The sequence below is a fragment of the Lentibacillus sp. L22 genome, from assembly GCF_040812445.1.
Taxonomy (GTDB): Bacteria; Bacillota; Bacilli; order Bacillales; family Amphibacillaceae; genus Lentibacillus_C; species Lentibacillus_C daqui.
On the sequence record NZ_JBFNXI010000037.1, the window covers coordinates 12,544 to 32,545 of the forward strand.

Genomic DNA, 20,002 nt, shown 5'->3' on the forward strand with positions numbered 1-20,002 from the left:
GTGGCGTACATCCCTTCTCCCTTTCGCCGTATCATTATTCGACTTTGATCTCTTTATACCGCTCCTGATACCACTTTATAAATGTATGTGCCGTTTCTAATGGAACATCTTTCAATTCTTCTGCATGCACGGGTTTGGTACGATTAATTGTTTGAATAGTTGCCAGTCCGAATCGCTGCTGCACTATTGTACACACTACTTCTGCTTCAATCACCTTTTTCCGGTTGGTCACGAATACAGTTGACCATAAACCGCCTGTTTTCAATTGAATAAACTCTCCATCAAGTAAAAAACGCGTATTGCGATAGTCAAAAACACGACTGATATAAGTGAGCAGGAAAATAGCCGGCGAGATCCACCACCATGTTGGCTTGAACCAGACAATGAGGATCGTTGCGATAATCCACACCCATGGGACCCTCAATAACCTGATTAACAAGGCACTACGGGGCAGTTTGTTCATAGCAGCTTCCTCTTTCATTTGAAAATCCGGCAACAACTCTTCTAACAATTCCTCCGCACGTCCTTGAGGAAGGAATGGATATAACGAATGTACTTCTTCAGACTCCTCTTCCTCACTCCCGGCACTCAGCAAGTTAATTTCCAATAGCCCAAGCAGCTTTTTCAGCGGATTTTGCGTAATTTGAATGGCTTGAACATTATTTTTGCGGATAACAAACATTCTTCTGCTCAATGTGCCACTGCGAATATAAATCCGTTCCTGATCCGAGGCTATTTCATATTGGCCATACTTTAAAAAAGTACGAATGATTCCAAAGGCGATCGCAAACATTGCAAACAGAATGATGACACAAAGCATGATCACCCATGAGCTGGTTAAAAAGGTGAAAAAACCCTTGGCTTGTTCATCGACATCAACCACCTCATCGATCTCGTGATAACCAGCAGCCAGAATCGGGATAAACGCTAAAAAACTGAATGACAGAAAAGATGCTTTCCATAATTCCCGGCGCGTTGGCTGAAAATGAACCTGACGTGCATCAGGTGTATTTGAGTTTGTTGTCGCCATTTCTGTTTGCTCTGTCTGGTTATTTATGGATTCGGTGTCGTCTTCCGGGATGTCTTGCTGTTTTTTTAATGCTTCCTGTTTGTGCAACACAAGCTGTTCAATTTGCTCGGCAACCGTTTGTTTCACCGCTTCAAACTTGACGGATGCCTCTTTTTCCGTTGCACTTGTTTGCAAGGATAATGATGTCAGGTGAAACATGCGATAGTAAAACGGTGTATGCCATTCCACATTCTGCACCCGTTCGATTGGTACCCGATTATCAGTCCTCTTAAACCAGCCACGATATATATGAATGGCGCCGTCTTGAATGCCATATGTTGTTTTCCACCAATCAATTGCAAGTGCCACCAGTCGATAGAGAAGGAAGGCAAGAAACACATAACGGGCAATCTTGATAAATGTTGAAGCATCATTAAAATTAATAATAAACAAATATAGGATGATCACAAAACTATTACGCAATGTATGGATGAAGGAGAATATAATTTTCATCGGATGCATTCGCCTGGGCTGCATTATTCTTCCTCCTTCAGTCTTGCCCGTTCAGCTATACTGTCACGCAGAAGAAATGCTTGTGTTTCGGGCAGTGCTGGAATGGCATGCGAAGACCGCATTGTCCCGACAGTTATCGTATATAATCCGTATTTGCGCAACAGCGGTCCTTGCGTTGCTTCGACGTATTGAATTTTTGTCATGGGAATTACAATATATTTATGGGAAAATACCCCATGTTTGAGTTGGACAAATTCTTCCGTTATTCCAAACCGCCAGTATTTATAGAGTAATCTTGGCTCGATCAACACATCCCATATTGCAAAAATGATCGTCAATCCAATGAGAATCCAAAGAATGACTATAATCCAGTGAAACCAGTTAAAGTGGATTCCCGCCCAAAGCAGTCCGATCAAAATAACCAATGCGATCGCGTCTACAGTGATATTAGTGATCCGCCAAACGGTAATGGCATCTTTGGAAATTTGATTTTCCGGCTGGGGGATTGTTGTCATGCTGTATCATCCTTTTATGTCATGCTTTGCTATATATAAAGGTAGTACGATGGTAAGAGCGAAAAAGTTTCATAAGTGGTTGATATTGTGCAAATTTTGGTCGATATTGAGTTATGTTGGTTGATATTCACAGTTTTGGGTCGATAATTTTCTACACTTGGTTGATATCCCCGCTATCTGGTCGATATTACAATGCGTTTGATCGATATCCCTGTTCGCTGGATTCAACAAAAGGCCAACCGGTTACCCGATCAGCCTTTTGTAACGATCATCACCCGAGTTGTTCATGCAGAAATTCTGTTACCGATTCAGGTGTCTTCGTATATGCACTATGTTGATGGGCGAGTTTTTCACCATTTTGGAAAATCAAAATGCTGGGAATGCCCATGACTTCATATTTCTCAGCTATTCCTTTAACCTCGTCACTATTAATCTCATACCAATCATATTGGCTGAATTCATCCATCACTTCACCGATAAACATATCCATCCGTTTGCAATCCGGGCACCAATCAGCGAAGAATTTGATGATAACTGGTTTCTCGCTTTGAATGATTTCGTTAAATTCCTGTTCGCTTGCAATTTTTTTCATACGGCCAAGCCCTCCTTTTGTACCACTTATCATTATTGTAAAGCTTATAGGCACAATTGTCTTATGGTTTGCTTTAAGTGCGTGTTCCCAATAAGCATGTTAATCCGTATATTCCACACGACCAAGAAAATATGCAACCAATAACCCGATAACAAAGGTCAGCATACTAAGTAATAAAAGTGGCATTGTAGCTGGCCATCCCGGGAAAACCACAACAATCGAGCCAATGACCGAGCCAATAATGATGGCAAACGTATAAAGTCCGAAACGATCCAAAAAGTAACGAATGATTTTACTCATAATCACAATTCCTGCGACAATCCCCACACCAGTGACAACGAGCACATCCAACCGCAATTGACTAACAGCTCCAATAACTGTTGGGTAAACACCGATGACAAGAAGCATGAATGAACCACTAATCCCCGGTAAAATCATTGCACTGCTGGCAAGAAAACCGGAAAAGAATAATAGAATATATGTTGAAGTTGTCATGTTGGTGATAACGTCGGAATTCCCGGCATGCAGAAATACCAACGACCCGATGAGAACAGCCCCGATAACTAGCAAAACATAATGATTGACCCGAAATGTTCTCCTAGCATCTGCCTGGTGGAGCAAATATGGCAAAATTCCAATGATGAGGCCCAAAAAGAAAAAATGTGTAGGGACGGCATAATTGGCCAGCAACCATTCTATTAATCTGCTTAATAATAATATAGCCGATCCTACTCCAATAGCAAGTGGAATTAAAAAGCTTAACTGCCGCTTCCACTCCTTACTAAATATCCCATTGATCGCGATAATTAATCGATCATAAATACCAAGTAATATAGCAATTGTTCCTCCGCTGACACCTGGGATTACATCACTTGCCCCCATCAGTATACCGCGGTATATATTTTTCCATTCCATTCATTTAAACTCCTTATCCATAAAAAATTCATTTTACACATAAAGCTATCATACCAAAAATACCTTGCAATTCATATAAATAATTTGTACAATAAACACCGCTTTGGCTTAGGGATAACATTGACCCGACTTATGATAATCAGCGGGTACTAGTTTATATTAACGGGTCGGCTCTATTATCACCGATTCGAACTTTTATCAAAGGATTTCATTCACTTTAACGAATTTTAGCTGTTTGATTAACTGCAAACACGTTATTGGTCCATCCAGGATTTTCCACACATCATTAAAATAGTTGTAATTTTACATCTTTTTCGCATATGATAAACATAGAATGTTAATAATAAAAACGAGCCGTAAGCGTGAACTTACGACTCTAGACAGCTATTGTGGGAGCGACGACTAGTTTTATACTTTTAATAACAATCTTTTGAGACCTGATAAGATACTGATTTTTACATACTTAACTTATCTACAATAATGGGTATTTCCTCCAAATCAACAACTACAGAATCTGTATTAAGGTGATCCCATCTATTATCCTTTTTCCAAACGCCCTTTATCCCTACACTTCGGGCCGCATTTACATCTTTTTCCGGATGGTCACCAATGAATACACTTTCGTTGGGTAAAACATGAAGATGATCTAAGGCTTTTTCGAATATCTGAGGTTCCGGCTTTTTCATTCCCGCCCATTCAGATATAAGAATCGTTTCAAAGTACTTTTCGATTCCCAAAGCCCTTATATTATCCATTTGAAACTGCCCTTTTCCGTTTGTAATCATTCCAAGAACAAGGCCTTTATTTTTCAATTCTTCCAACATACGAATAAGGTTGGGGAAGGGAACACAGCTATCTTGAAATTGACTAACAAAGTCTTGTAGCAATTCCTCCCAGGTCAGACCTGCCATATCAAATTCATTCACTAGTTGTTGGTAAACTTTATCCTTCCAGACATATCCGCCATCATCGAGTTCCAAAAACCTTGTTATATATTTATCTTTTGGAATATGATTAAGGCGCTTATGCAGTCGATCGAATTGCCTATCAATGAAGATCTTTACTGACTCATCCCGGTTTAACAAGGTTCCGTCTAAATCAAATAGGACAGCTTTTATAATGCCCATCCGCCTCCTTGGATTTTTCTTTAGAATCACTGCTTCGTTGGTCTATAGTGTATTGGTTATTCGTTTCCATATTTATACAAAAAGAGCATTCTTAAATAGGGAATACTCTTGCAAAAGTTGTTTATCTTACACATGCCCTTTTTCTCTAGTCATTTTGATACACAATCCCATTCTCTCTCCTGACTGTTTCAGTTATGTTAAGAACATCGGCGCTTAATTGTTTCCGCTTTTTATATTCTGCCTTGTTATTTGTTTTGATCATTTGAACAATCTGATCGATTTCATAAAACATATCTTTTTCCGGATGTTCATTGGCAATTTGCTGTTTCTGTCCAGTGTGATTATCAATGAACGATATATTCGCAATCGAACCTATATCATCAATAGTAAATGTTCCTTTTTCCCCTTGGATTTCGGATGAGTTGTATGAAGTGGAAATTTTAGAACAAAAGATGGTACACATAAAATCTGAATAGCTTAGTACAAGTGTACCACATCCATCAACGCCCGTTCGGATGATTACCGGGGAATAGGAAACATGTTCCGGCTCTCCAAATAAGAATATGGCCGCTGCAATTGGATAGACACCCAAATCTACCAGCGCTCCACCGGAATATTGTAATGAAAATATATTGGGTTCTTCACCATTTAAAACTGCATCATACCGAGAAGAATATTTAGCATAATTAAAGACAACATTCCGCAGTTGTCCAGCCTTTTCCATTTTTTCCTTTAATGTTACCAGATTGGGCATATATACGTTACGCATCGCCTCGACTAAAAACACACCATTTTCCTCAGCAATTTGATATGCACTTTCCAGTTCCTTTGTATTGGAAAACATGGGTTTTTCACAAATCACGTGCTTGCGATGTTTCAAAAACGTAATTGCATGTTCATAATGCAATGCATTTGGTGAAGCAATGTACACACAATCAATCAACTTACTTTTTGCCATTGCTTCCACATCTGTAAAAATATTACTTCCCCCATGCTTTTCGATAAATTGTTTCGCCTTCTGTTCTGACCGCGAATAGACCGCAGCAAGCCTCATATCAGCTGTATCTTTTGCCGCTTCAATAAAAGATTCTGTAATCCAGCTTGTACCGACTGTTCCAAAATTCATATGGCATCTCCCTTTTACCTAACTCATCCGCCGAAATACATTTCATTTCTGCTGGCATTTCTTGCGGAATCTCGATTTTGTTACTGCACCTTCAACCATATTATAGCAGGTTTCTGCAATACAACCACCCAAATAAAGTGAAACTTCCTTCAATGGGGGTTTTTTCATCCCCCTCATGATGATAAAAAATCATGTACAACTTCAACATAACAATGAGGCTGTACATGATTACATCCGTTTCGTTTAAAATTTTTTCATATTGCGTTGGATATCAACGACCCTATCCTTAGTCAAACCAGTGGATCAGAAGGCCTGTAAACTGCCAAAACCGCTTTAACGCTTCTAATCCATTGAAAATAGCTCGGTCGCATCTACCCTGCTTTGATTGATGAAGTAAAAGTCATTGGTTTTGGGATCATATCGATAATCTTGTTTCCATTCATCCTGATTTTTAATGATTTGTTTAAGCGCGGAAATAAATTGATATATTTCCTGGTTTGTCATGGTAGGATGCATGGAAAAACGAGCCCAGCCTGTCTTTAACGATAGATCACCAGCATCAATCAGATCCGTCATTTTTTTCGATGCTTCTTGATCAAGCGAAAACAAATAGTGCCCGTATGTCCCGGTACAGGAACAACCACCTCGCAGTTGGAAGCCAAATCGGTCATTCAGCAGCTTCACAACTAAATTATAGTGAAGATTTTTCACATTGAATGATATGATGCCCAGTCGTTTCGTCTTTTCTCCTTCTAATACATGGACCTCTGGAATCGCGTTTAGGTGGTGTAGCACTAAAGAAACAAGTTCTTGTTCACGCATTAATATTTTTTCTATCCCCATCTGTTCCTTTAGCCTTATGCATAAAGCTGCCCGAATGGCCTGCATAATCCCCGGTGTACCCCCATCTTCACGTCTTTCAATATCTTTGAAATATTGCTTCTCTCCCCATGGGTTGGTCCAGGCGACGGTTCCTCCACCCGGATGATCGGGAACTTTATTGGCATATAATTTGGCGTTAAATATCAATACCCCGCTTGACCCGGGGCCGCCTAAAAATTTATGTGGGGAAAAAAAGATAGCGTCCAGGGCTTCACTATCATTTTCGGGGTGCATATTTATTTCTGCATAGGGTGCTGATGCAGCAAAGTCAACAAAGCAATATCCGTCATGTGCGTGCATAACCTTTGCCAATTCATGGTATGGCGTTTCAATCCCTGTTACATTGGAACAAGCTGTGAATGATCCGATTTTTAGTTTACGGTCTTTGTACTCAGATAAAAGTTCGTTCAATACAGATGGACTCACATTACCATCTGAATCAGGTTCCATCAGACAGACATCACCAATCGTTTCCAACCAGGATGTATGATTGGAATGATGCTCCATATGCGATATGAAAATAACAGGCGTATCCTGTTCACTTAAACTTAGTTTGTCTTTATATCTTTCCGGAATCCTTAATCCAAGTATTCGTTGCAGTTTATTAATAGCAGCGGTCATGCCTGCACCGGAAAATAAAAGGCAATCCGCTTCACTTGCATGGACATGTGCCTTGATGACCCGTTTCGCCTCTTCATAAGCCTCGGTCATCACAGCCCCTGTCACATTGGAATCCGTATGTGTATTCGCCATAAACGGACCAAACACGTCACATATTTTATCCTCAATTGGTCGATACAGACGTCCACTTGCCATCCAATCCCCATAGATGATCTTTTGCCTGCCAACAGGAGAAAGAAATTCCTGGTCATTCCCAATGATTCCATCTCTAAATGATTGAAAATAGGTTTCCAATTCCCCGAGCATTTCATAATAGTTACTTCCGATTCTGGCCTTGAGCATATGGTTATTCACCTTTTCACGAGAGTCTTCTGGTTTAATATATGTGAATGTTTATGAAATGTTTGTCTTGTGTAGCAGTCTTTAAAACCCTGTTTATTTGCCAACATATGACCTCATTTGGTAAAAGACAGGCACCCGTCACAACAGGCACCTGTTCTGTTTCCATCTATCGCACTGTCCGTATTTCCGGTGTTTTTGCATGATCAAAATTTGTTATATTAGGTTCATATATTCCCATTTTAATAACGAAATGCCGTATTCCTCCTGCGACAATGAATTGCATGAGTGCTTTTGCAACCCATTGTCCTGCTACAGCATAAGGAACCAAAGCCCAAGGAACGTACCCAAGCCCCAAAGGACCTATTCCGATTATGACAAACACGGAGGAATCAAGAAATCCAGCGACAACTCCGGAATACATCACACGCTTTACAAATGGAATTTTAAAACGTGTATATATTTCTGTGTCTGTTGTTTCGGATATGATAAAACTTAAGGTTGAGGCGAATACAACCCATAAAGCATCACCAAGCAGATGACTGGTAACTGCCGACAATGCTAGCGCAACAACAATCCACATGTACGTTTTTGCTCTGCCATATCTATTCTGAACCATATCACGCATGACAAGCGTCAATCCGATAAACAATGTGCCATAAGGTATGATGAATACACCTAAATCAAGCGGAGCAAATTTGGCTGTAATGACGTTTGCAAGTACAATAGATAGTAAGTAGATGAGTACTCTATACATGTTCATACCCTGCCGCCAAATAAGCATCCAGACCTTGCTTTCTCAACTTACAGGAGGGACATTCGCCGCACCCGTCACCTATTACTCCGTTATAACACGTTGTCGTATTCGCTCTGATGTATTCCAATCTTCCCATTCTATCTGCCATTTCCCATGTTTCTGCTTTATTTTTCCACATTAATGGGGTATGAATGTCAAAATGGTAGTCCATTGCAAGATTTAGCGTCTGATTTAATGACTGGATGAAATCGTTACGACAATCCGGATATCCGCTAAAATCTGTCTCACTTACGCCTGTGATAATATGACTTGCACCGATACGCTTCGCATAAATAGCCGCAAAGGATAGAAAAATATGATTCCTCCCATCGACAAATGTATTCGGCACCTTACCACTCTCATCGATTTCCACATCTTTTCTGGTCATGGCATTTTCAGTTAGCTGATGGAGTAAACTCATATCCAATACTGTTTGTTTGACCCCTAGATCTTTGGCAATTTTCTCTGCTGAATCAAGTTCCGAGATGTTCCTTTGCCCATACAAAAAAGTGACGGCTTCAACTTCATCAAACTCCTCCAGTGCCCATAGAAGACATGTAGTTGAATCTTGCCCGCCACTAAATACTACTACTGCTTTTTCCATTTTTTAATTCCTCCTAGTTTTTATTAAAGAGGGGATGGTTTCGAACCCTCTGCATAACAGTATATATGAAATACCGGCCACTTTTAAGAGGATGTTCAAAAAGTCCGGTAAAAAAGCCCCGCTTATTTGACAACGTATCATTCGGAAAGTAACAGGCACCGGTTTCTGTTGACATTCCAATCCTTTTGCGTTAATCTTTCCATGTTTGAAGAAGACAGCTAGTTTACTTTTAGGAAAGCGCCTTCTAAATATACAACTAAATATGATAGATAAAAAGGAGCATCACCACATGCGCACTAGGCTGGAAAAAGATAGTTTAGGAATGAAGAAGGTACCGGAAGATGTTTATTATGGGGTGCAAACTGTACGAGCCATGGAGAATTTTCCAATTACCGGAATACCTGTTCATAAAGAGCTGGTTCTCGCTCTTGCGGAGGTAAAAAAAGCGGCGGCATCAGCCAATATGTCTACAGGTATGTTGCCGGAAACAATTGGAAACCTTATTGTGAAAGCCGCGGATGAAGTGATCGCAGGAAAACATCTGGACCAATTCGTCGTTGATTCCATTCAGGGTGGGGCAGGTACTTCCATTAATATGAATATGAATGAAGTTTTGGCCAATCGTGTTTTGGAAATATCGGAACGGGATAAAGGAGATTATGACTTCTGTTCCCCAAATACGCATGTAAACATGTCCCAATCCACGAATGATACGATACCAACTGCGATAAAAATAGCATCGTTCCGTATGGCAGAAGAATTGATTGCTACCATGACGACATTAAAGAAAGAGCTGATTCAGAAAGAAAATGAATTCCAGGATGTTTTGAAAATGGGACGGACGCATCTTCAAGACGCCGTTCCTATTCGATTGGGTCAGGAATTCGGTGCTTATTCTGAAGTCGTCAGCCGGGATATTAGAAGGATTAAACAGGCAGCGAATGAATTGCTGACGGTTAATATGGGCGCTACAGCCGTTGGGACAGGCCTGAATGCCAAGCCTGAATACATTGAAAAGGTAACGGCACAGTTATCTGCACAGCTTGGTGTAAAATTACACGCGGCAAAGAATTTGGTGGATGGAACACAGAATACGGATGGATATACGAGTTTATCATCGGCATTAAAAGTGTCGGCAATGAACATGTCCAAAATTTGCAATGATATTCGCTTGATGGCGTCCGGTCCGATGACAGGTTTTCGGGAAATTAATCTGCCAACGCGGCAACCCGGGTCTTCCATTATGCCGGGCAAGGTGAACCCCGTCATGATTGAAGTCGTGAATCAGGTTGCGTTTCAAGTCGCAGGCAATGACCAGTCAATCTGCATGGCCTCGGAAGCTGGTCAGTTCGAATTAAATGTGATGGGTCCCGTTATTATTTTTAACCTGCTACAGTCATTGAAAATCATGAACAATGGATTGGACGTATTTACACGTTATGCAGTCAGCGGAATGGAAGCCAATGTCGAGCGGTGCCGCGAATATGTAGAAGAAAGCTATGGCATCATCACAGCTCTGAATCCGCATTTGGGTTATGAAACGGCGGCAAAAGTGGTCAAACAGTCAGTCGAAACCGGGTTAACGATCAAAGAAATCTGCAAGGCGCACGATCTATTGTCAGACAAAGAGCTGGACACCATACTGGACCCACGTGAGATGACCAGTCCAGGTATTGCAGGAAGTCGATATTTGACGGTAAATAAATAGGGAAATAAAGGGTAACTGGTTGTGCATCATGCTAGAAGCCGGTTACCTTTGTTTTAAGTGCTCAACGAAGGGACGATACCTTATGTTTAAAAATAAATTTGGTCAAGTACGATCAGGTTGGCTTATCGCATTCGCACTCCTGATGGTCTTTGTCGGACAAGGAATTTTCTCATTTCCCGGCATATTATTGGCATCGACAATCGATATTTCCAAAGGGCAGGCGGTGCTCTCTCTTGAATCAGGTGATATGCGTCCTTTGTTCTTCGTTCTGACACAAGGTGCCGGAACACTCGGCGGCATCGTGGCCACCCTTGCTGTCTTCCGGTTCATTAATAAGAAATCGCCGAAAAAACTCCGGATTCAAGGGCCTATGTCCGATATGGTGTTCGGCCTGTTGCTTGGTGCCGGAGTGATGACGGTAATTTTCTTTCTTTTGCTTATGACAAAACAAATCACGTTGGTTAATGCGCTGGCGAACCCACAATTCAGCTATTACACACTCGCCTTTGCAGTAGTTTTTATTTTGACCGGTTTCTTTGAAGAAATGTTTTTTCGCGGTTACGTGATGCAAACAATGATTGAACGGCACAATAAACGATGGCTCACCTATTTAATATCGGCCATTGTCTTTGGAGTTGCCCATATTACGAATCCGAATGTGAGCATCATCGGTATTATCAACATTGTCCTTGTCGGCATCCTGTTTGCCTATATGTTCGAGACAACAAAGAGTCTGATGCTGCCGATTGGTTTCCATATGACGTGGAATTTCTTCCAGGGTGCCGTGTATGGCTTTGCCGTGAGCGGGCTTCCTCCACACAGCTTATATCAGGTTGACATTGACGGTGGAAACAACCTGATTACAGGCGGATCGTTCGGCATAGAAGGTGGGCTCATGGCAACATTGCTCATTGTGATTACGTTTTTCTTCACCTACTTCTATACGAAAAAACGACAGGCACAGAAAGGAACACTGTTTACAGGTTGAGTTGCACAATTGATATTCGACAAAACACGACAAAATTCGAGGATATGATTAGCCAATCGGGAGAATTATATTCGGTTTATCTAATGATGGGAGCATAATTATTGCTATTGGCGGTTTATATAGAGGCTCTTTTCAAATGAAAAATATATAGGCACATATAGGCTGACTGCGAATATTTTATGTTATCGTGAGCAGGGAAATGGTACCAGGAACATAGGATAATTAACAAAGCAGAAAAGGATTAAAAAAACTATCCTTTTCTGCTTCATACGAATACCAATTTAAAAAGTGAGGATACACGATGATTGCAAAGACTGAAGAGGATTTTAATGGATTAAAAGAAATTGGTGAAATTTGTGGAACGATAAGGGATGAATTAGTTAATGGTACGAAATCTGGAATTACCACAAAGGAACTCGATAAAATTGCGAAAGAGATGTTTGAAAAAGCTGGAGCTCAATCTGCCCCAAAAGGAGAATACGATTTTCCTGGATATACGTGCATTAGCATAAATGAAGAGGTAGCACACGGGATTCCAAGTAGACGGACCATTCAAGAAGGGGACCTTGTGAATATTGATGTTTCAGGTTCAAAAAACGGCTATTTTGCAGATACTGGAATTTCCTTTGTAGTTGGGAAGGGAGAGGGAATTTTACAGAAGATATGTGACGTTGCTAAAGAAGCATTCGATGCTGGACTTAAGAAGGCAAAACCAGGCTCGAAAAAAGGTGCGCTCGGTAAAGCCGTACACAATGTAGCGAATCAGCATGGTTTAACAATCATAAAAAATCTTACTGGACATGGTGTTGGGCGTTCGATTCATGAAGAACCGAAACATATTTTCAATTACTTCTCCCGCTGGGATGACGAAATTTTAAAAGATGGTATGGTAATTGCCTTTGAGCCTTTTATCTCTACATTTGAGGAAGAAGTTTTTCAATCCGAAGATGGATGGACCTTCTTGACCAATGAAAGCTATGTGGCTCAATATGAACATACGATTATCCTTACCAAGGAAGGACCGATTATTACTACATTGTAAGAACACTAATACCACATAGGATGGAATAAGGATTAGTAACTTATTTAAGAAAAGGACCAGTTAATGGAACGAAACAGTGTCTTAACAAAATAAACTGTCCGTGAAAAGCACAAGAAGACAGGAATAATAGGTGATGCCCCGTTAGGATTTAAGTAAGGAGTGAGTGACTGACGTGGGTTGAATCATTACAGGCAGCAGGGCAATATTTGAGGTTCACGGTGCTATGCCAAAAACATGGAAACAAATTTTTTCAGAATGGTTTCCTTCAAGTGGTTACAAACATGCAGGAACACCAGAACTAGAGGTATATTTAGATGAAAATCCATCCAGTCCTGATTTATATTCAGAAATCTGGATCCCTGTAAAATAGGAACCTGTATAAGCAGTGGATTACATATTGAATCCACTGCTTGCTGGTGATTACCTCAATCTTTTTATTTAAAAGAAATCTTTCATCTTTCATTAAAAATTTCCCATAACTCACTGCCTGATCATCCGTGGGGTCCACAATTCAGGCGAAGATAACATTTCATAGTAATCTATGATATATTAGCCAATAAACCTCGGAAATTCCCCGGTACGTTTGATATGTTCATAGGCTTTTTTAAGTGAATCTCTTGGGTTAATTCTTCTTTTGATCGCCTTTTCGTACACGCTCATCCAATCCTCTACACGCTGATAACGCATAACCAAACGAAGCAAAACATAAAGCCTAATCTCTCTGGTAATTGATTCTATATAATGTTTGTTAAAGTACCTGACTGCTGCCTGATATTCGCCCAAAGCGCTTTGGATCATAAAAATGGTTTCCACTAAATGATTAATGTAATCCTCTTTATCATAATTCTCGGCTTCTTTATGATGAACATTAATCTTTCTTACTGTCGCTTCTTTTTCTTGAAGCAGGTTGTCAGCTATTTTAACCGCCTCTTCTTTCAGCGGGGCATTTGTTAGTGCTTCCAATAAAGCTTCAGATAAAAATTCACTTGGTGTATCATGGTCAGTTCCATTATCCAACATCAACCGTAATGAATCATGAATCCATTCCCTTGGTTCATCTACCCGCTTTTTCATCATGACAACCTGTTTAAAAAATTGGCGTTGTGAGCTATTTATTGTGTAAAAAGGCTCTTGACTGGTGAAAACATAATGACCAGAAGCGTAGCAAAATAACTTGTATAACTCTTCCATTAACGATGTACATGCTTTTACATGTTCTTCCTGACCGGAAAGCTCCATTAACTGATTAACTAGTCGTTTAGCGGTGAATCGCCAATTAGAACGTTCCTTTTTCGGTATCATCCGATTTGGGGTAAAATAATTTTGATCATACGCGTTTTTAATAAATAATCTTACTTCCTTGTCAACATTTGTGAAATCAAGGTTTTTCGTTGATTGCTTTGTGTTTTTTCTTGCTTTTTTAAATGCATCCGGATTGTTAATCAGCTGATCAATTTCCTTTCCCTCACGTACCTTCTTGGGGATTTGTTTATACACTTCTACAAAAAGTTGTTCTATTTCAGCTTTCTTTTTATCCTTTAGTTTTACTCGCAATTCATTTACTTTCATGTTGTACCTCCAAAACGCTGGTAAAAAAATGATCTTAATTTAAGCATAATCAATACCAAACAAACACTTATCATATAGAAACTGATCCATCTTGCTATAATCATTGGTTTTATAGAATGTTGACAACCGCTCATTGAAATCTTCCAGTTGATTTTCCGGAACAGTTAGCACACCACAGCCATTTTCGATAAGTATGTTGCCGTATACTTATCTACTATCCCACCGTACAGTTGCTTTACCATTTCCTCGTTCGTTGTTTACCGTGTTTTTTATAAATTCACCTACCGAAATAGGCACCATAACTACACCTCTATTCTGGAAGTTATGGCTATCAAAAAGATATTCATTTTTGACTATTATAACAAACAATACTAGTAAATTGCATGCACCTGTTCAGCAGATCCCATACTAGGAAAAGACATATAATAAACCTCTTCCTTGGAATGCTCGTCTGAAGGCTGCAGTCGGTTTTCATTCCAATGCTATCTTTTCATCTTATAAATCCTCTTGTTCATTAGATACTGCATGTTCACCTCCAGCTTTTAAATAAAAAGTGATACAGTGCAAGTACTGTGTTCATACTTATCTACATTTGCTATAGATAATATCCATGGAAATGGAAGATACTTTTGTTTTTCATTTGAGTTGCTGTTTATTCTTAATATAAACGTTTGGCATGTTCCTAAATATCGTTAAGTACATGGAATAAGTTATTCCTTTGCACATAGAATTATTTAGTGAGAATTGTTTCGCAAACTTATTATAACAATGGATATTAAATACACTGACCACAGGGTTCTTGCAATACAATATGAATGAGTGCCTACAACGGTTTGACTTAACAAGTATTGATTGATGGGGAGTGTTGTTGTGTATTGTCCTAATTGTGGAATGAAGACAGATCCTGATGAAAACTTCTGCTCATCATGCGGTGCGAACCTGGCAAACGGTTCAGATGCTAGCATACCAGCTACGGCTGATCTCAGTGGTACAAATAAGAAAGAGGGAACTGTGTTTGTCGTTTTAGGGTGGGTATTCTTTGCCATTTCAATTTTGTTTATTCCAATTCTCTTTGGCGCCGGAGCGTTTATCATGGGGTACCTGGTTCGCAAACATGGTAAAGAAACACATGGGATTATTCTAATGGTACTGTCAGTCGCCGGAGCAATTCTTGGCATGTTGATTGGAATGTCGGTTTCATAAATGTGTGGTTTGACTTAGGATCATTGAAAAAATCCATGTGAATTGAAAAAAGAAGCTAACTATCAACCTATATGCAAGTTGATAGTTTCTTTAATTGTCTGTTCGTTAATGAAAATCGTCAGCTTTTAAAAGTCTATACTTTCGGTGACTTTAAACAGTCGCAACATGATAAATTAAAGTAGGCAGTGATTCCTGTAGCAGGCCTGCCGCGATATATGTGGGATGGTACGGATTTTTCACAGGAACGAAAAATGGTCTATCCCCCAGTTGCTCCAAAAATAATTCATAGATGTTTAGTTTTCCAAGAATAATTGCCTCGTTTGTTTCAGCCGCTGAACCAACGTAGCAACCCTTCTTGAGATAAAATCCTGATAAATCTTTGAACTCATAAAGTTTTAACATATTTGACAAAGCATGGGGGATTTTATTCCGATCGGGACACCGTGCAATATCCTTTCATTTTCCCGGTATCATTATAGTCGGCCAAAATAATCACCGCTGATTCATAGTCACTCAGTTGTTCCTTGTAGACTACTGTTTTTAGTCTTTTTGTGCAACTTAGATTATAAAATTGACTACGGTTTTTATTGGTTTCCTATTTATGGATAAAGGATTTTCTTCCGCCTTCTAATATTGTTTTCTAATAAAAAATTGCCCAAACCCTCTCACCTATGTAAAATAAATATAGAAGGTAGGGGGAAAACATGCCTAGCATCAAATATGGAACCACGATTATCCATTACAATCTGCACAGACAAACCCGCAAAGACGCCAAAATATCCATAGACCTTGTAAATGGTGTGGTAGTATACGCACCAGATAAGATGACAGATGACAAAATCAAAAAATTAATCGAACAAAAAGCAAAATGGATACATGAAAAACTTGAAGAAATAAATGAGGTCCAAACGATGGTCCAGCCGAAAGAATTTGTAAATGGTGAGAAGTTCCCTTATCTTGACCGTCATTATCGATTAAAGGTGAATCGTGCGGATACAGATACAGCCACGATTGGATAAGTTTATTGCTACCGTTCCAAAAACATGGTCCCAGGGCAAGGTTCAAGCACAATTGGAAAAACAAATCATTACATGGTATCATCACTATGGCTATAAAAGCTTATAAAACGCGCCAGCTACTACCAGCAACTATTAGGCGTAGAGCCATCATCCATTCGTTTCAAAACACAGCACAAACGATGGGGAACCTGCACTCCAGAAGGTAACATATGGATCAATTGGCGTATTATCATGGCGCCAATTCGTGTCATGGATTATGTGATCGTACATGAGCTAGCACATCTGGTCATTTTCGAGCGCAGTCAAAAGTTTGGCAAACGGTTAAGTCGGTCTTACCAGATTATGAAAGACAAATAGAATGGTTACGTGTTCATGGCATGGAGTTGCATTGTATCAATGATCATTAAATGAGACATGACTCTATTCGCACGTCAAGTTTTCATTTGAGAGATAGTTAATATTATTCACACCCTTTTTACGAATATGAATGTTTTAATAGAACCGTAATGATGTAATACAAATATCCCCCGAAGAGAAAGGGGGGTAAGTAGATGTGGCAGAAGTTTTAGCCCTGTTTACGACAGCGACAAACTTGACAATTGCTGTTATTAATTTAACCGTTGTCATTTTATCAAATCGTAAAAAGGAAAAGGACTTTCAATCTGCTTGCGACAGAAGAAAAAGCCTAAAGACTAAGACCCGGAGAGGATTAATTTTCTCTCCACCATAAGTATATAATGAATATGTAAAATACACAAGAAAAAGAGGTAGGATTATGATATGAATAGCCTTAATCATTTCATTTGTTACATTAGGGATTTCGCTTTACACTCTTCATTTAGTACGTAAGGATTAGCGCCGCTGCTGCTAAAAAGACGATCAAGCAGTTGAACTTCCTAGCATCACTGTCCGTAACTTGTTTCTCCATTATGCACCTCATCAAAAATATATTTATTACATATATAGACAGATTTTCATACAAGGATTTTAGGAACGCTTTTTCTTGCGCTTCATCATAAATTTCCCCGCACATGCAGATTACTCATTTTCTGTATCGCCAAGAAAAGCGAACGATTTAACATGGATTCTGAATCTGTATCATACGCAAGTTCCCACTGGATTCCATGCTTTTTATTACGAATTAATTCGACGGGGTGCAAAAATAATGGTGCTCGAATGTAGGTGCCATCCAACATTTTGTCGCTTAAAAAAGGATATTCTATGTATAAATCATACAAGCCGGTTTCTTCTTCAATCGACTTGAGATTTCTAAATAAAGATGTCAATTTTGCAGAGATAATAAGAGATTCATTATTGTTGACATCTTGCTCTAACAATTCCGTTTTACCTTTTTTGGCAATGATGGCATCCAGTTATAGATTGCGGATCCTTATCTATTTGTTTGATTGCAGTTAAATCAAAAGACCATTTATCATACCTTTTAAGCATACGTATCGAGCGATTCTTTTTACTTAAATCATTTAAACGAACTTTAAGTATCATCATTTTGTCTTTCATTTGATCATCTAGTTTGACAATAATTCTTTGGTACTATTGTAACGTGTTATTGCCTGTTATTGAAAGTTAATAAACTGGCTATTCATATGATTCCAGGTTTTTTAAGGGAACTCTGCTTCATCCCTTACAAAAACAAAGGAACCCTATTAACTGGGTTTCCTTTGTAAATTCATAAGCATGGGTGAAGCTATTCATTGAAAAAGTCGGTTAGAACACGTTCTATCTCCTCAAAATACGTTTTTACCGGAATCGGCTCAAGAATTACCTGATGATTTTCTTCGACGTTCTCGTAATTCATATGCCAGACAAAATTATTACCTGGAAGCAAAAACTGAATGTCATCAAACTCCGACTGGTCCTTTACATAATCAGACTTCATGAAGGATATGTTATCAAATTCCTGTCCATTCCGTAAAAAGTCGCCAGCAAAGTCACGTAATGCCATTGCCTGATTTTCATCCTGTTTCATCGTCAGTAACAGTTCGGGCTCCGATGTATGTAACTCATCGATCAGCTCATCCGTCATCTGAATTGGCTGCCAACCATTTATATCCGTTTCCGTATCCCGCATACCAAAGTGTTCGCGGAGAATATCATAAAAGCCGTCGTTATTCTTGTAAAAGGAAAAGGCATGCTCCCCGCCCTTCACTTCCTGTACCAGTGAATGCTTTTTATTAAGCAAATGGATGAGCAATACACGATGCTTTCGCATATTGATACAGCGAATCTTTTTCTTGGCATGTACAAGCAGATAAAGTAAATCCTCCAAACCCTTGGCAATGCCGGTTTCCCTATTATCATCCCAATATCCCTTTTGCCTGAGTTTCGTTTCCGTTTCCTGAACAAAACGGTTAAATTCCGATTCATTTTTTATCAGTTCCTGCTCGTTCAAAATCTGACCTGCCATTTTATCGTAACCACAAAGAGAAAGTGCAGCAACCATTTCATTGATGGTTAGATTGATTTGTTGTGTTTGTAACATGGGGAACCTCCTTTTAGTGAAACTATCATTTTCCAGACAATAACATATCATAAATTAAATACACCAATGACTGTGAACGCCTGCCAAATTAAGATTAAGGCAAACACGATCGCAAAAAGTTTATTTATTAACAACGGAAGCCTTAATAAGGTGAGTTGAATATAGTAATTAACACCCGAAAAGCATATGGCGATATATTTAAAGATGTAGTCAGCTATCGTTTCTTTCTTATCATATACATTTGCCCGGTATAATCCGATTGTAATCGGATGGAAAAGAATAGAGTATAGCGCAAACATAGCATTCGTCATTAACATCAAAAAAACAATCGTACTTGGCCAAGGAACTCCAGCTCCCAAGAAAATAAGCGAAAATAGTGATAATCCCACAACTGCTATACCGAATCCAATCCATTCCTCTTTCGAATGACTCCATTTCATTTTTCTCGGGAACGCCATTTTATCGGGGCTAAAACAAGAAATAATCGATAGTAAAATGCTTGCAGGTTCCGCAAAAACGAATAAAAATACATATACCCCTGTCAATTCATCTTCGGGCCAACTATTTTTATTTATTACAAACAACATCACGATGACAAACAACAATATATTTGCGTTTAAGAAAAATTTAAATCCATTCTTTAAAGAGAACCTCTTGCTTTCTTTTCCTCCCGATTTTAATTTCGTCACCATTTATCGCTTCCATCCCCATCTGCTACATATAACCTCTAGCCTATAAGCTATACCCTAATACGTAAAAATAGTACCCGCAATAATAAACTGCATTGCCAATATAAACACAAAAATGATGGTAATCGGTTTATTAAAAATAAGGGGTAATTTTTGTAGATTAACTTGCACATTATAATTTAGGGTCAACACCAAAACCAATGGTTGATATTGATAGGTAAATATGGTAATGGTGCTAAATAAAT

19 protein-coding genes and 2 pseudogenes are annotated in these 20,002 nt (G+C 39.2%); 7 read left to right on the plus strand and 14 right to left on the minus strand.

Going from position 1 to position 20,002, the window contains the following annotated elements:
• Positions 1-34: 34 nt before the first annotated feature.
• The 9 genes from ABRT01_RS13960 to queC all read right to left on the minus strand — a co-directional run bounded on the left by ABRT01_RS13960 (position 35) and on the right by queC (position 9,039).
• Entirely contained in the window at positions 35-1,546 is a 1,512-nt protein-coding gene (locus ABRT01_RS13960; protein WP_269411275.1) for a PH domain-containing protein, read from the minus strand.
• The gene (locus ABRT01_RS13965; protein WP_269411274.1) at positions 1,546-2,037 is read right to left on the minus strand and encodes a PH domain-containing protein; all 492 of its coding nucleotides are present in this window, start codon (positions 2,035-2,037) and stop codon (positions 1,546-1,548) included. Before ABRT01_RS13965 ends, ABRT01_RS13960 begins: the two co-directional genes overlap by 1 nt.
• 271 nt (positions 2,038-2,308) lie before the next feature.
• Entirely contained in the window at positions 2,309-2,629 is a 321-nt protein-coding gene (locus ABRT01_RS13970) for a thioredoxin family protein (RefSeq protein ID WP_269411273.1), read from the minus strand.
• A 99-nt stretch (positions 2,630-2,728) separates the two neighbouring features.
• The gene (locus tag ABRT01_RS13975) at positions 2,729-3,544 is read right to left on the minus strand and encodes a DUF368 domain-containing protein (protein ID WP_269411272.1); all 816 of its coding nucleotides are present in this window, start codon (positions 3,542-3,544) and stop codon (positions 2,729-2,731) included.
• Between the two features lie 455 nt (positions 3,545-3,999).
• On the minus strand, positions 4,000-4,665 hold the full coding sequence (locus ABRT01_RS13980; RefSeq protein ID WP_269412453.1) for an HAD family hydrolase: 666 nt from the start codon (positions 4,663-4,665) through the stop codon (positions 4,000-4,002).
• Between the two features lie 151 nt (positions 4,666-4,816).
• Positions 4,817-5,797, minus strand: a complete 981-nt coding sequence (locus tag ABRT01_RS13985) for a Gfo/Idh/MocA family protein (protein WP_367748002.1) — start codon at positions 5,795-5,797, stop codon at positions 4,817-4,819.
• A 342-nt stretch (positions 5,798-6,139) separates the two neighbouring features.
• Complete coding sequence (locus tag ABRT01_RS13990; protein WP_269411270.1) at positions 6,140-7,642, minus strand: aminotransferase class V-fold PLP-dependent enzyme; 1,503 nt, start codon at positions 7,640-7,642, stop codon at positions 6,140-6,142.
• A 166-nt stretch (positions 7,643-7,808) separates the two neighbouring features.
• Positions 7,809-8,396 carry a VUT family protein gene (locus tag ABRT01_RS13995; protein WP_269411269.1) on the minus strand — a complete coding sequence of 196 codons (588 nt, stop codon included), beginning with the start codon at positions 8,394-8,396 and terminating at the stop codon, positions 7,809-7,811.
• Positions 8,389-9,039 (minus strand): 7-cyano-7-deazaguanine synthase QueC, encoded by a 651-nt coding sequence (gene queC / locus ABRT01_RS14000; protein WP_269411268.1) that lies wholly within the window; start codon positions 9,037-9,039, stop codon positions 8,389-8,391. Before queC ends, ABRT01_RS13995 begins: the two co-directional genes overlap by 8 nt.
• Positions 9,040-9,328: 289 nt before the next feature.
• On the opposite strand from queC, the gene ABRT01_RS14005 reads away from it, so the two are divergent.
• The 4 genes and pseudogenes from ABRT01_RS14005 to ABRT01_RS14020 all read left to right on the plus strand — a co-directional run.
• Complete coding sequence (locus tag ABRT01_RS14005) at positions 9,329-10,747, plus strand: aspartate ammonia-lyase (RefSeq protein ID WP_269411267.1); 1,419 nt, start codon at positions 9,329-9,331, stop codon at positions 10,745-10,747.
• An 82-nt stretch (positions 10,748-10,829) separates the two neighbouring features.
• Complete coding sequence (locus ABRT01_RS14010) at positions 10,830-11,735, plus strand: CPBP family intramembrane glutamic endopeptidase (protein WP_269411266.1); 906 nt, start codon at positions 10,830-10,832, stop codon at positions 11,733-11,735.
• 301 nt (positions 11,736-12,036) lie between these two features.
• A complete protein-coding gene (gene map / locus ABRT01_RS14015; RefSeq protein WP_269411265.1) occupies positions 12,037-12,777 on the plus strand; it encodes a type I methionyl aminopeptidase in 741 nt (246 codons plus the stop codon).
• Positions 12,778-12,976: 199 nt separating this feature from the next.
• Positions 12,977-13,147: pseudogene (locus ABRT01_RS14020) on the plus strand (GyrI-like domain-containing protein); the annotation flags it as partial.
• A gap of 179 nt (positions 13,148-13,326) precedes the next feature.
• On the opposite strand, the gene ABRT01_RS14025 reads toward ABRT01_RS14020, so the two are convergent.
• Positions 13,327-14,346: a hypothetical protein gene (locus ABRT01_RS14025; RefSeq protein ID WP_269411264.1), complete on the minus strand. Its 1,020-nt coding sequence runs from the start codon at positions 14,344-14,346 to the stop codon at positions 13,327-13,329.
• 870 nt (positions 14,347-15,216) lie between these two features.
• On the opposite strand from ABRT01_RS14025, the gene ABRT01_RS14030 reads away from it, so the two are divergent.
• The 3 genes and pseudogenes from ABRT01_RS14030 to ABRT01_RS14040 all read left to right on the plus strand — a co-directional run bounded on the left by ABRT01_RS14030 (position 15,217) and on the right by ABRT01_RS14040 (position 17,298).
• Positions 15,217-15,549, plus strand: coding sequence for a zinc-ribbon domain-containing protein (locus tag ABRT01_RS14030; RefSeq protein WP_367748010.1), 333 nt, complete (start codon positions 15,217-15,219; stop codon positions 15,547-15,549).
• Between the two features lie 824 nt (positions 15,550-16,373).
• Positions 16,374-16,925: pseudogene (locus ABRT01_RS14035) on the plus strand (M48 family metallopeptidase).
• Between the two features lie 196 nt (positions 16,926-17,121).
• Positions 17,122-17,298: a hypothetical protein gene (locus tag ABRT01_RS14040; protein ID WP_269411261.1), complete on the plus strand. Its 177-nt coding sequence runs from the start codon at positions 17,122-17,124 to the stop codon at positions 17,296-17,298.
• Positions 17,299-17,581: 283 nt separating this feature from the next.
• On the opposite strand, the gene ABRT01_RS14045 is transcribed toward ABRT01_RS14040, so the two are convergent.
• The 4 genes from ABRT01_RS14045 to ABRT01_RS14060 all read right to left on the minus strand — a co-directional run.
• The gene (locus ABRT01_RS14045; RefSeq protein WP_269411260.1) at positions 17,582-17,905 is read right to left on the minus strand and encodes a DUF4011 domain-containing protein; all 324 of its coding nucleotides are present in this window, start codon (positions 17,903-17,905) and stop codon (positions 17,582-17,584) included.
• 368 nt (positions 17,906-18,273) lie between these two features.
• Complete coding sequence (locus tag ABRT01_RS14050) at positions 18,274-19,068, minus strand: hypothetical protein (protein ID WP_367748015.1); 795 nt, start codon at positions 19,066-19,068, stop codon at positions 18,274-18,276.
• A 47-nt stretch (positions 19,069-19,115) separates the two neighbouring features.
• Complete coding sequence (locus ABRT01_RS14055; protein WP_367748017.1) at positions 19,116-19,760, minus strand: hypothetical protein; 645 nt, start codon at positions 19,758-19,760, stop codon at positions 19,116-19,118.
• 54 nt (positions 19,761-19,814) lie between these two features.
• A partial coding sequence (locus ABRT01_RS14060) for a hypothetical protein (RefSeq protein WP_483308158.1) occupies positions 19,815-20,002 on the minus strand: 188 nt, incomplete at its 5' end.

What these genes read in the sequence shown, in the direction of transcription:
- ABRT01_RS13960 (WP_269411275.1), bottom strand. Translation starts at nt 1,546, where the DNA reads ATGCAGCCCAGGCGAATGCATCCGATGAAAATTATATTCTCCTTCATC.
- ABRT01_RS13995 (WP_269411269.1), bottom strand. Translation starts at nt 8,396, where the DNA reads ATGTATAGAGTACTCATCTACTTACTATCTATTGTACTTGCAAACGTC.
- map (WP_269411265.1), top strand. Translation starts at nt 12,037, where the DNA reads ATGATTGCAAAGACTGAAGAGGATTTTAATGGATTAAAAGAAATTGGT.
- ABRT01_RS14005 (WP_269411267.1), top strand. Translation starts at nt 9,329, where the DNA reads ATGCGCACTAGGCTGGAAAAAGATAGTTTAGGAATGAAGAAGGTACCG.
- ABRT01_RS14050 (WP_367748015.1), bottom strand. Translation starts at nt 19,068, where the DNA reads ATGTTACAAACACAACAAATCAATCTAACCATCAATGAAATGGTTGCT.
- ABRT01_RS13965 (WP_269411274.1), bottom strand. Translation starts at nt 2,037, where the DNA reads ATGACAACAATCCCCCAGCCGGAAAATCAAATTTCCAAAGATGCCATT.
- ABRT01_RS14010 (WP_269411266.1), top strand. Translation starts at nt 10,830, where the DNA reads ATGTTTAAAAATAAATTTGGTCAAGTACGATCAGGTTGGCTTATCGCA.
- ABRT01_RS13975 (WP_269411272.1), bottom strand. Translation starts at nt 3,544, where the DNA reads ATGGAATGGAAAAATATATACCGCGGTATACTGATGGGGGCAAGTGAT.
- ABRT01_RS14025 (WP_269411264.1), bottom strand. Translation starts at nt 14,346, where the DNA reads ATGAAAGTAAATGAATTGCGAGTAAAACTAAAGGATAAAAAGAAAGCT.
- ABRT01_RS13990 (WP_269411270.1), bottom strand. Translation starts at nt 7,642, where the DNA reads ATGCTCAAGGCCAGAATCGGAAGTAACTATTATGAAATGCTCGGGGAA.
- ABRT01_RS13985 (WP_367748002.1), bottom strand. Translation starts at nt 5,797, where the DNA reads ATGAATTTTGGAACAGTCGGTACAAGCTGGATTACAGAATCTTTTATT.
- ABRT01_RS13970 (WP_269411273.1), bottom strand. Translation starts at nt 2,629, where the DNA reads ATGAAAAAAATTGCAAGCGAACAGGAATTTAACGAAATCATTCAAAGC.
- queC (WP_269411268.1), bottom strand. Translation starts at nt 9,039, where the DNA reads ATGGAAAAAGCAGTAGTAGTATTTAGTGGCGGGCAAGATTCAACTACA.
- ABRT01_RS14055 (WP_367748017.1), bottom strand. Translation starts at nt 19,760, where the DNA reads ATGGTGACGAAATTAAAATCGGGAGGAAAAGAAAGCAAGAGGTTCTCT.